Origin of the sequence: Vibrio sp. SS-MA-C1-2 (genome assembly GCF_021513135.1) — a bacterium.
In the GTDB taxonomy this organism is placed as follows: Bacteria; Pseudomonadota; Gammaproteobacteria; order Enterobacterales; family Vibrionaceae.
Genome location: NZ_CP090981.1, coordinates 1934076 through 1946742, shown reverse-complemented (window position 1 = coordinate 1946742; position 12667 = coordinate 1934076). Strand labels below are relative to the sequence as shown.

10 protein-coding genes are annotated in these 12667 nt (G+C 36.6%); 7 read left to right on the top strand and 3 right to left on the bottom strand.

Annotated elements, in window-relative coordinates:
• The first annotated feature begins 112 nt into the window (after positions 1 to 112).
• Positions 113 to 1018 carry a LysR family transcriptional regulator gene (locus L0B53_RS13245; protein ID WP_235060084.1) on the top strand — a complete coding sequence of 302 codons (906 nt, stop codon included), beginning with the start codon at positions 113 to 115 and terminating at the stop codon, positions 1016 to 1018.
• Between the two features lie 76 nt (positions 1019 to 1094).
• Here L0B53_RS13245 and L0B53_RS13240 read toward each other — a convergent pair whose 3' ends face one another.
• On the bottom strand, positions 1095 to 1784 hold the full coding sequence (locus tag L0B53_RS13240) for a DUF1868 domain-containing protein (protein WP_235060083.1): 690 nt from the start codon (positions 1782 to 1784) through the stop codon (positions 1095 to 1097).
• 294 nt (positions 1785 to 2078) lie between these two features.
• On the opposite strand from L0B53_RS13240, the gene L0B53_RS13235 reads away from it, so the two are divergent.
• From L0B53_RS13235 to L0B53_RS13210, 6 genes are all read left to right on the top strand, one after another.
• Positions 2079 to 3143, top strand: coding sequence for an ABC transporter ATP-binding protein (locus tag L0B53_RS13235; protein ID WP_235060082.1), 1065 nt, complete (start codon positions 2079 to 2081; stop codon positions 3141 to 3143).
• A complete protein-coding gene (locus tag L0B53_RS13230) occupies positions 3143 to 4012 on the top strand; it encodes an ABC transporter permease (protein ID WP_235060081.1) in 870 nt (289 codons plus the stop codon). Before L0B53_RS13235 ends, L0B53_RS13230 begins: the two co-directional genes overlap by 1 nt.
• The gene (locus tag L0B53_RS13225) at positions 4009 to 4881 is read left to right on the top strand and encodes an ABC transporter permease (protein WP_235060080.1); all 873 of its coding nucleotides are present in this window, start codon (positions 4009 to 4011) and stop codon (positions 4879 to 4881) included. Before L0B53_RS13230 ends, L0B53_RS13225 begins: the two co-directional genes overlap by 4 nt.
• A gap of 78 nt (positions 4882 to 4959) precedes the next feature.
• Positions 4960 to 6069 (top strand): extracellular solute-binding protein, encoded by a 1110-nt coding sequence (locus tag L0B53_RS13220; RefSeq protein WP_235060079.1) that lies wholly within the window; start codon positions 4960 to 4962, stop codon positions 6067 to 6069.
• 61 nt (positions 6070 to 6130) lie between these two features.
• Positions 6131 to 7231, top strand: coding sequence for an ROK family transcriptional regulator (locus L0B53_RS13215; protein WP_235060078.1), 1101 nt, complete (start codon positions 6131 to 6133; stop codon positions 7229 to 7231).
• A 223-nt stretch (positions 7232 to 7454) separates the two neighbouring features.
• The gene (locus L0B53_RS13210; RefSeq protein ID WP_235060077.1) at positions 7455 to 9014 is read left to right on the top strand and encodes a hypothetical protein; all 1560 of its coding nucleotides are present in this window, start codon (positions 7455 to 7457) and stop codon (positions 9012 to 9014) included.
• Positions 9015 to 9258: 244 nt separating this feature from the next.
• Here L0B53_RS13210 and L0B53_RS13205 read toward each other — a convergent pair whose 3' ends face one another.
• Together L0B53_RS13205 and L0B53_RS13200 are read right to left on the bottom strand one after the other, a co-directional pair.
• The gene (locus tag L0B53_RS13205) at positions 9259 to 10572 is read right to left on the bottom strand and encodes a winged helix-turn-helix domain-containing protein (RefSeq protein ID WP_235060076.1); all 1314 of its coding nucleotides are present in this window, start codon (positions 10570 to 10572) and stop codon (positions 9259 to 9261) included.
• Positions 10573 to 10840: 268 nt separating this feature from the next.
• Positions 10841 to 12124 carry a nitrate/nitrite transporter gene (locus L0B53_RS13200; RefSeq protein ID WP_235060075.1) on the bottom strand — a complete coding sequence of 428 codons (1284 nt, stop codon included), beginning with the start codon at positions 12122 to 12124 and terminating at the stop codon, positions 10841 to 10843.
• Positions 12125 to 12667: the final 543 nt, after the last annotated feature.

Sequence of the window (12667 nt, the reverse complement as noted above, 5' to 3'; positions counted from 1 at the left end):
GATACATTTGTTATACATTTAAGTTACAATAAACAACTCATGAATAATAATGATAAAAATACATGATAAGATGAAAACTGCTCATGATTAATTGTAATAAGGAGTGCACAGCATGGTTGATAAATATCATCTCACAATCATAAAAATGGTCGATCAATACAAAACGCTGACAGAAGCGGCGAACCAAATGTACACCACACAATCTGCCTTAAGTCATGCGATAAAAAAGTTGGAAAATCAATTAGCTGTAAAAGTGTGGGTTAAAGAAGGTCGAGCACTCCACTTTACCTCTTCAGGTTTAATACTATTGGACTTAGCTAACCGTGTTTTGCCACAAATAGAGCATGCGGAATATCAAATTAAGCAGATAGCAAGTGGTCAACGCGGAAATTTACGAATCGGGATGGAATGTCACCCTTGTTATCAATGGTTTCTAGGGATTGTTGAGCCTTACCTGCAACATTGGCGAGATGTCGATTTAGATGTAAAACAACAATTTCAATTTAGTGGAATGGAAGCATTAGAAAACCATGATATTGATGCGCTTGTGACGCCAGATCCCGAAGATGTTGGTATTAACAAAAATAATCGCTTTGTATTTACTCCTGTTTTTAATTATGAGTTAGTCTTGGTTATGGCAAACGATCACCCTTTGGCTTCTCTAAAGTCTATTGAACCCCACCATCTACGAAACGAGACATTAATTACTTATCCTGTCGAGATTGAACGGTTAGATATCTTTAAACATTTTTTAATTCCTGCAAACTGTCGGCCAAATATCCATAAGCATATTGAAACAACCGATATCATGTTACAAATGGTCGCAAGTCATCGCGGAGTTACCGCACTTCCAGCTTGGTTGGCGCGAGATTATCAGCAGAAATTAAATATAACGTCGGTTTCTTTAGGAAAAAAAGGGATTGATAAGCAGATATTTATCGGGATAAGAAAGAGTGATAATGAGGTTGATTATATTCGCAGTTTTATTAATTTAGCCGAGTTTGGCGAATTAGAGTAAATTCAATCAAATATGGTTAATAAAAAGCCTTTATCTCTTTTTTTATTATAATAAGATAAAGGCTAAATAATTATAATTAGTTAAACGCTAACTTTTTCACAATATCAAACTTAAACATATTGTCAAAGTAGCAGTATTCAACTTCATTATGACGAACTGTACCAAACTCTTGTTGCAATCGTTCTGTAATACGCTGACAAGTATCGGCTAACTCTTGTTGTTCAACATCATCAAGATGAACAATCTTGTAACTTAGTGTTACATGGAAAAAATACTCATCATGAACAGCATGACGGATTCCTGTTGCTTCACTTATTTTCTCTCTGCATGCAGTAATTGCCTGAGTCGTTTCATTATTAGCGGGTTTAATACGTAATAAAGTCCCCCCATTTGCAGTATTGACCACGGCATCAAACACTAATTCAAAGTGACGAGGCGTCTTTATGTCACTGATCCACTCTTTAAAGATCTCTGTAGTTTCTTCAATCGATAACGTATTAGTTAATTTTGATGACCATAAATCAGCTTCGTCACGGACTTGATCACATAGGCCTTCAAATACCGTCATATGAAAGCTAGATGTCGGTAAAAAAGCATAGTTATCTGCACATTTCATTGCTTTAAGCTGCTCTTGAGCCCAAACAACGGTCTTATATGTTTCTGTTGTTTGATCAAGGTGGCAAAGAAAAGTATTACCTTTAAACGTTCTTACCGTTCCATCTTTGTGAAATTTAAAGTCAACAGCTGGGGCATAATTGATAGTCATGGTTCTATATTCTCAGTAAAGGTTCTGTACCTAGGATAGCCAAATAAGTTCACTTAGTTAACTTAATAAATGACAAAAACATGACAAAAATGAAAAATAAATAGATTTTGTGAGCTATGCAACACTATTCAACTGTAATTGTAGACCTTAATCCCACCCATGTTAAATTAACCAAGTTAAGTTAAGGAAGAGAAATCAATTTGAGTAATCGAGTAGCAAAATGCCTCCTTACTTACTATTATATGGTTAAGAAATAATCATACATACCATTTTATTAATGAGGAACCAGAAGTAATGTCGCGATTAGAAATAAAAAATATATGTAAAAACTTTGGCGATTTTGTTGCTTCAAAAGATATTAGCTTTGTGGCAGAAGAAGGTGAGATGGTTACCCTACTAGGACCTTCTGGCTGCGGCAAAACCACACTATTAAAGATGATCGGTGGCTTCCATACACCAGATTCAGGTGAAATAATTATCGGTAATGAGTGCGTCAACACCATGCCACCTGAAAAACGTAATACTTCAATGTGCTTCCAGTCTTATGCCCTATTTCCACATTTAAGTGTTGAACATAACATTGCATTCGGTTTAAAGCAGAAAAAAGTGCCAACCAATGAGCAATATGAACGTGTAACTGAAGTGGTTAAACAAGTTGATCTTGGTGAACATTCTCACAAGATGCCAAGTGAACTATCTGGTGGACAGCAACAACGTGTCGCACTTGCTCGAGCAATGGTAACAAGACCTGGCGTTATTTTATTTGATGAACCACTATCAAACCTTGATGCGAAACTGCGTGAATCGGTTCGTTTCGAAATTCGTGCGCTTCAGAAAAAATATAACTTAACCGCTATTTATGTAACCCATGATCAGGCAGAAGCATTAGCAATGTCCGATAAAATTGTGGTTTTAAATAAAGGTTCAATTGAGCAAATCGGCACACCGGATGAGATTTATTATCAACCTAAAAACCGTTTTGTTGCTGACTTTATTGGTTCTGCAAACATATTAAAGGCTTTTGTTGCCAAAACAGATGCTGAAAATATTTATACTGTTGAAACAGAATTGGGTAGCTTTACGGTTTACTCTGAAGAAACGCCTCAAGCAGATGAGATTTTTATTAGCTGGCGTCCAGAAGATGTAGAAACAGCAGTAGTCGGTCAAGAAAATAGTTTTTCAGTGAACGTTAAAAACATGGCATTTATGGGACATGTTACTGACCTAATTGTTGAAGGCGGTAATACCAATGACCTTGAAATGCGCATTCAATTACCAAAGAAACCTGCACTCAATGGCGATCTATTAACTTTATCACTACCAAAAACTAGCATCCGTTTCTTAGAGGCGGTGAAATAATGAAAACCTTGCTTAAACACTGGAAGAGTTATTTATTACTCATTCCCGGCATTGGTATGATTCTGATGCTAATGGGTTCAACTTTTTATATGGTTGTCTCACAAAGTTTTGGCTATCACAACATGATGGGTGAAAGTGGCTTTACATTAGATTATTGGAAAGAAGCATTTGTTGATGCAAAACTCCATAAATCGCTATTTTACTCAATCAAAGTGTCAGTTTTAGGGGCAATAGGTGCAACACTTATCGCCTACCCCCTTGTACTTTGGTTAAGAAAACCTTTTACAGGTTCAACGGCAATCACAGCAATACTTCGTGCGCCAATGTTCATTCCTGGTTTGGTTGCTGCATTTCTATTAGTGAATGTCATTTCTTATCACGGAATTATTAATCAGTTGTTGATGGGATTAGGAATAACTAGCAAACCCATTCGCATGCAAAATGATGACTTTGGTTTTGGTGTTATCTTCTTACAAATATGGAAACAGTTACCCTTTGCGATGATCCTATTATCGGGTGCGGTTAACTCTATTCGTAATGATGTTCTTGATGCTGCGAGCGATTTAGGGGCAAACGCATGGCGTCGATTTAAAAGTATTGTGTTTCCATTATCGATTCCTGCACTTCAAGTATCGCTAATTTTAATCTTCATCGGTGCATTAGGAGACTACTCCTTCTACTCAATAGCCGGCCCAAAAAATACATACTCTTTAGCGATGTTAATGCATATTACTTCGACTGAATTTTTTGAATGGAATAAAGGTGCTGTAATTGCTGTGGTTATTATGATCACTGCTATTGTTGCTTCATTATTGATTGCTTTAATCACCACGCCATTTGCACAGAAAAAAGGAAAATTAAAACCATGATCGGTATATTTTCAAAAAAGAACGGCGCAGCAGGTGCTAAAACAATCAACGGTAAATTGATCAATAAAATTGCGATTATCTTCTTCTTAGTTGTGAACTTCTTCTGGATTGTTCTTCCTATGCTGATGGCATTAGTTTGGTCATTGGTGGATCCAGAGCATCCTTGGAGTTACCCGGATAAGTTCCCTTCAGTCCTCTCTTTTGGGCGTTGGGCTGACATGTGGCAGAACTCAGGCTTAGTTGAAGCTCTGCAGAACAGCTACACGATAGCTCCCGCGGTAGCAATCTTAACCGTATTGCTTGCTCTACCTACTGCTTATGCATTAGGGAGAACTGAGTTTCCAGGTAAAAAAATTGCAGAAGCGAGTATCTTACTTCCACTTGTAATGCCTGGAATGATTATTGGCGTATTTTTCAGTGCCATGTTAATCAACCTAAACTTTTCTAATGCTTATATTGGCATTATCATTGGTCACACGGTTCTTGCTCTGCCATATGCTATCCGTATTTTGTCAGCAAGCTTTAAAAGTGTCCCACAGGATCTGATTGAAGCTAGCCGAGATTTAGGTGGTAACAACTGGACAACCTTTAAACATGCTTATTTGCCAATGTTAAAACCCGGTTTAATGGCATCGTTAATCTTCTGTCTGGTTGTGAGTATTGAAGAGTTTAATATTTCATTTGTACTAGGTTCACCTGATATTGTCACCGTACCAACTATTTTATATTCGTATCTTGGTTATTCGTTTATTCGACCAAATGCGGCTGTTGTTTCATTAATTTTAGTTATTCCAAATGTCATTTTAATGCTAGTGATTGAACGCCTACTTAAAGGTAATTACTTGGCACAATCGACCGGTAAAGCTTAATGATATCTTACTCGGCTAGTTCCATTTAATGGGCTAGCCAAGCATAAACAGACAAACACAAAAGTAGAGAATATAACAATGATGAAAAAAATCGCACTTGCAGCGACTCTGACTGCACTATCTAGCCAAGCTTTTGCTTACGATCTTAATAAAATGACTTGGGATGAGATTGTCACTCAAGCGAAAGAAGAAAAAATGGTGAGCGCTTATATCTGGTATTTACAGCCAGAATTCCGTAAGTTCTTCCGCCAATTTGAAGCAGAGTATGGAATTAAAGTTCGAGTTCCAGAAGGAAATGAGTCAGGTAACCGTAATAAACTGTTAGCTGAAGGAAAACGCGAAAAAGGCAACATTGATGTCATGGCACTTGATACCGTTAAGTTACCAATGATGGTGAATAGTGGTGTGGTTTATGGCCCATTAACTAACATTCTTCCGGGAAGCGATAAATTACGCACAAAACTTGTTGGTGTTGATACCAAAGGTTACGGTTACGCATTCTGGGGTAATCAGACAGGTTTTGCTTACGATCCAATGCGTGTTGATGAAGCAACATTACCACAGACTTTTGACCAACTAACAACTTGGGTTCAAACTCACCCTGAACAGTTTGGTGTTAATGATCCAAACAAAGGTGGTGCAGGTAACGCCTTCATTCAACGTGCTATTTATTACACATCAGGTAAGAACAACGTATTTTTTACCAATACCATGGATAAAACAGCAATTAAATCTTGGTCTAAAGCTTGGGATTGGTTTGATCAAAATGAAGACAACATCATCATCACATCATCAAATGCAGATAGTTTAACCCGTATTAATGATGGTGAAATCAGCATGGCACCCGCGTGGGAAGATCACTTAGCCGGTCTTCAAAAGAAAGGGGCTATCACTAAACGTATCAAATTCTATATTCCTGAGTTTGGTATGCCTGGTGGCGGTAACATCATCATGATCCCAAAAAATGCTAAAAATAAAGCGGCTGCAGCTCTATTTATTAACTGGATCACATCAGCAAAAGTGCAAACTGAGTTAAATGCAACCTTTGGAGCGGCTCCACAGCACCCAGACTCAGATGACTCGAATGCACTGGTTGATCAGGCACAACGTGGTTATAGTTCTGAATTTTTCACATCAGACTACGCAAAAGAAGCAAAAAAAGAGTTTGTTGAAAACGTATTAATGTAAAATAAACTGCCCTGCTCATGAATTTGAGTAGGGCCACTTTAGCTCAACAATAGGACATTTTGTGCACGATTTTAGTTCTCCCACACAACGAAGATTGCTTTCTTTAATCCAACGTAATGCACCAATAACTCGTGCAGAGCTGGCAGAACTCTCTGGTTTAACGCCAGCCGCAATTACAAAAATAACCAAAAAGATGTTATTGGATGGTTTATTAACGGAGTTAGGCAAACAGAAAAATAAACGCGGGCAACCGGGAATTGAAATTGGTATTCAACAAGATTATGCATATAGTTTGGGTATTAACATCGAATTAGAAAAAATCAGCATCGAACTTGTAGATTTTGCTGGTGAATCTATTAGCTCCCACTCAATCTCTGGAATTTTTTCTAGTCCTGAACTGGCAATACCTGAATTAACTGCATTGTTTGAAGTGATGAAAATCACCCATAGTGATGCATTAAGTAAATTGATTGGTGTTGGAATAACGACCAGTTGTAACTTTGAACACAATACTGGCGCATTAATTATGCCTCCCCATTTAAAAGCATGGGAAGATCCAACACTGACAGAACGAATCAGTCAGTACTTTCAAGTACCATGTTGGATTGATAATGACGCTAATGCCGCTTCTCTCGGGGAGTTTATCTGTTCAAAAAAACAGAATGATGCCAACTTTTTCTATCTGTATTTGGGTTACGGTATCGGTGGTGGTCATTTCCACTCAGGCAATGCTTATCGTGGAGCTCATAATAATGCGGGTAGAATCGGAAAACTTTTCCCCGATTTAACTAATCGTCCATCGTTAACTTGTTTATATGAAGAATTAGGTCTGCCAGAACCGAGCCCATTTAGAGAGCAGAGTTTAGATGGTTTATTAGATTCAAATAAAGAGCGTGTTGATCAATGGTTAGATAAAACCCATCTTCAGCTTATCTCTGCTCTTTATTATATCAATGCTATCTGTGATCCAGAAGAGATCATTATTGGTGGTTTACTCCCGAATAAACTGTTAAATCAGTTATGTAAAATGAGTAATCAGCATTTTGAGAAATTAAATAACCCTGAACAGCCAATGCCTATATTAACACCTGCCATGATTTCAGGAAATAAGGTCGCAGCTACAGGGGCTGCAATGATTCCTTTATATAAACTCGCCTACTAAATATTTTTAGGCCATTAAAAAATATTATACCTAAATAATTGGCGTTGCTAGTAGACGGCAAGTGAGTGAAGCCCATGAGTATAGCTGTACTATATGATTAGGACGAGCGACTGCAGCCAACAACCTAGCGACTTCAAATAAAGCCTATTAAAAGATTAATAGGCTTTATACTCTTCATACCAGCTTTAAAAAATCGAATAATAAAAACAGGATATTATAATTTATGTCATCATTTCAAAAGATAACAGCCAATGATTGGCAACCTATGGTAATTGACGCAGGTCGTTATTTTAATCCTGAAGCTCAAGTTGGATACGAATTAAAAGAAGGTAAAAAGGGAAACCCCCTGTTTGGGGATTCCACGACTGCTTTTGAAAATGAATTGAAACAACAGTTTGCCATATTAAAACAGCAACGACCTGAATTATCTTTAAAACGCATTCACGTTGCAATGCCAAAGGTAAATCCTCAACAACTTCCTAATCGTTTTGACTATCAAATTATTGAGCAACCAGAACCATTAACCAGTACTTCAATTTCTATTATTAAAGTCAACCAAAACTTAGTTGCAAGCAGCAAAGTGCGTTACCATTTTAATCAAGATCAACTAGTTAATCTAAATCAACGCCTTTTTGATGAACCACAATATCATGGGTTAATCTCTAATCTTGGATATTTTATGACCAAAGAGTTGAATTGTGGTAATCATCCTTGGTCTCATGCTAATCGTTATCAAAATCCTGATTTTCAGCTACCTGAATCTCTTTCTTATCTTGGCTTTTATGCGATAAATGATGATACAGGGCTCCGATCCGGATTTCCGAGTGCCCATCACAGTGCCGTTGCCATTGATAAAAAAGGGAACACATCTATTATCGCTAATTTACAGGTTGATCGTTTTAAGCTGACTATCAATAAAACTAGCTTTGATATTCAAGAGATAAATCCTGATTTCTCTCAACTTAAAGAGATTGATATTGCTCTTTTTGACAGTAATTTACATGTTGAACATTCAGGTGAGTCTATCGACTTTGCACCAATACTTCCGCTAAATAATAGAGTTAATCTTTTTATCGCTAATCAAGGTGACGGTGATACACCGCAAGAACAAGTAGTAAAAATCTGGCATGGTGAATGTCCTCTGCCTTCTTTTGGGGTGATCTTATCGATAACAAAAGAGCACTATCAGACACTCTTTGATACTGACCTAAAGATTGGTACCCACGTTGATGTGACTCCATTTAGCTCAACGATCGACTTTGAACAATATTCACATATCTACGGTGGGTTAGTTCCTTCTGTTATCAATGGCCAACCCATTGTTGTTACCGGTGAAAATCACTCAGCAAAAGATGCTGAAGCGTCATTACATCAAATTGCGAATATTAACTCTCCGATTGCGAAAACAGCAAAAGAGACCAACAATTTCGATCCAGAAATACGAGAACCTGCTGGGCTACTGTTCCAAACAGAAAAAAGCATCGGTTACCTATTATTTGATGGTCGCCACCAGATGAGCATCGGAGCAAATATTGTTGATGTCAGTAATCTAGTTTCCCTATTACAAAACGAACGTAATGACCTATTGGATGGAGAAAAGATAATCAATGCGATAGTTGTCGATGGCGGTTCAGCAATGAAAAGTTATGTTGTAGACACAATTGACATCAATAATCCCTCCATGACTCTACTTAATCGTGTTGCCGCTGGAAGCCGAAATGCAGCAGGTTCTGATCATCAAGGATTAAACCTTTATTCAACACTTACACTCTGTTTTATCTAGAGTATTCGTTCAAAAGATAAAGCGTATATACCAAAAATAATTGGCGTTGCTAGTAGGCGGTAAGTGAGTGAGGCCTCATGAGTATAGCTGTACTCTATGATTGGGGCGAATGAGCGACGCCAACAACCTAGCGACTTCAAGTATGAAGAGTATAATATTCTTCACAAAAAAAATTTAAAGCCAGAATCTAATTCAACATAATAAGATTCTGGCTTTTTTAGTCTTTAAAGGAAAAAGAAAAAACTTAGCGAATAATTTCAGATTTAAAAAATAGTGATTGATAAATGACAGCTATTTTTTCAGCTTGTTCATCACTATATTTATCAAACGCTTTTCTATAATAAAACTTAGCTTCTGTATTTCGACCTTTATATTGCAAAAGTTTACCAATTAAAACTAACGTAACCTGTAATCGATTTGGACTATAATCATTTAACAGGAGTTCAAGTGACTGATCATATTTACCATTGTAAAAAAGTGTCATCGCTTCTACCGCAGAGTAATAACGTTCATAGTAAGGGAATTTAACTTTTTCATTAAGCTTATTGGTAATCAAGCTGGTCAGTTCTTTTACCTCATCTACAGATACATCACCCAATGCATACATATGATTCACATTATTTAAATAGATGAACCAAAATAATGGGTGGTTAATATCTTCTTGCTTCATCTCCTCAACCGTCTGAATCAACCCTTTTTGGAAGGCATCCACTTCAGTCACACCGGTTAAATAATCAATAAAATAACTTTCACCATCTAGTAAATATTTTTGTATTACTGTTAGCTCTTCCCTATTTTTATGAATATAACGATCATAATCATTCTCTTTGGTCGGATTAAAGAAACGTAATAAATCAGCGACAGTATTATTAACAAGCAGAGTTGAATCACCATTTACATCATAGAAACGCTCTTCTTTTATCTCATCATTTGAATTATCAATGATTCTAAAATGAACATTTTCATCTTCTAACTTATACTCAACAGTATAAGCACCTAACACGTTTCGAGATTCATCCAACTTATAGCTCATAAATTGAGAAGAAAAATAGATACTTGAAGCAATAGCTAAGCCATTTCGTTGCTTAAATAATTTTTTGTCTATGATAAGATTTATTTTATAAGGATTAATGTCTTCATTTTTCGTATGTTCGCGATACAAGTGATAGCCACCGACGCTTATCACGACCGTGACTAGCGCAATAATGACAATCCATAACCATTTATTGGTGTTTTTAGCCGTCTCTTTTTGCTTAGGTAAACAGAATTGATAACCCAATTTACTTCTATTTAGAAGCAGATCATCGAGTTCGAATTCAGCAAGATCTTTTCTAAGTTTAGAGATCCCTTTACTTACACTGGCTGTAGTAACGACTTTTCCTGCCCAGACTTCATCTAAAATTTGCTGGTTAGAGTTAAACTCATTAGCATGCCGACACAAATAGAGTAATAAAGCCGATACGCGAGAATCCAGGTTCAAAACCTGCTCTAGTGAGGTGATTGTATGTTCTTTAGGATCAAAAATGACATCTTCAGATAGTGTGTATTTTTCTCGCAAACGTTGACCTTAATAACTGATATCTATTGAGTATGTACTCTTATTTACTGAAGTATAGTTCAAAATATAGGAGAAATAGCAGGAAATATAATATAGCGAAACTATTCAGATTCTACCGGTTAATGAGGGAGGCGTTAATTTTACAATCAATTTATTAATGGCGTTTTAAACAAAAAAAACCGCTCTACCCTGTCACGTTTAGATGACAAACTGTAGAGCGGTTACTCACTTCCATCGACCTATCATCGATGGTAAATCTTAATTCAACTTATTTCGTTTTTTTAATACTTGCGCCAAGGATTAAGTTTGAAATAATTGAAATAATTGCTAAAGCAACAAAGATCCAAAGTACGTTGTGGTAAGCAGAAGCACCTGAATTACCGATAACTTTAGACATAACCGGTGGGATAATAAAACCACCTAATGCACCAAGACCACCAACAAGACCAGCAACACCTGATACCGCATGAGGAGAAACCTCAGGAATAACTTTAAATACAGATGCGTTAGTAATACCCATGCCCGCAGCAATACCTAATGCACCGATTAACTGCATAGTAACAGGAGCAAACTCAGCCATAATAAATGCACCGATTGCTAGGATAACAAGACCAATCGTTGTGCCTTTAACACCACCAATCTTATCCGCTAGTTTACCACCTTGCGCACGAATAATAGATGAGATGATTGCAAATAGACCTGTTGTTACGCCAGCCATTTTACCGAAACCGTAACCGCCATGCCAGTAAGTTGGTAACCAAGCAGTCAGTGCTAAGAAACCACCGAATGTTGTGAAGTAAATAATGATGAATAACCAAGTACTTTTCTCAGAGATAGCAAGTTTAAGAGAATCAACCGCACCACCTTCAGGAAAGATTTCTTGTCCATCTTTCTTAGCTAGCTTCTTCGCTTCTTCAGATGTTTTACCGGCTGCTTTGTACTGGAAGAACCATGCGTTACAACCAATTTTGAAGTAGATAATCACACCAACAACAAGAATCACTAACCAGATAATATATGCACCACTTAAATCAAATGCAGCAATTGCAAATGGAATAAATAGAGAGAAAATACCCGGTGCAATGTTACCGTATCCACCGAAAGCACCTAATGCAGTACCTTGAGTTTTTTGTGGGTACCAATATGAGGTTTGACCGATACCTGGAGAGAAGGTAGCAATACCACAACCAGATAATAGAGCTAAAACAATCAATAACGGATAATAAGCTGCTGTAATTTGACTCTCAGGAACTAGATTAACAAAAAGAGCTAAACCCGCTAAACCAATTACTGATAAGCAAAGTAAGATACGAATTGGTTTAACACCACCGTTCGATTCAACCCATGCACCAAAAGGAATTCGAAGAAGAGAGCCAGATAGCATAGGCATAGCTACCAAGAAACCTGCTTCAATAGGAGTTAGTTGCATTAATGCTTTAAATTTAACGGCAGTTGGACCGAAAAGAGCAACAGCAGCAAAACCGACAAAGAATGCAATAGTTGCACCCAATAAGCCGTTTGAAGCTGAACCCTTAATCTTGATATTATTCATAAATAAATACTCAATATATGGATTTGTTAATTAAACTTAATATTTAACTCAGATAAACAATCACTACTTATGTTATAACTTTGTAGCTTTAAATATCTAAATTAATAAAATGTATCTGTTCGATGACGCGTATAAGAACACATTAACCTTAAATAATGTAGGTTCCATTTTAGAATATAAGATTTTACAAATGTTAACTTAAATACCAATTAAGGGGTAGTTTATTACTACCAATAAATAATTAAAGATATAATGTGAACTTACCTGATTGTTTATTAACATATTTACACCGCAGTCCTATTCATCAATAGATATCTAACTCATGAATTATTGACGCTGAATTCAAATTAATCAGAAATAATCACTACCACTTAATAAACAAATAACTTTATATACCCAAAGAGATTGGCGTTGCTAGTCAATGGTAATTAAGTAAGCCCCTTGAATATAAGTGTACTATTTAAGGGATTGAACGAAAATAACCGACCAGCTTCAAGTATGAGGGTGTAAATATATCAGGCTCATATTTAACTATTCTTTTTA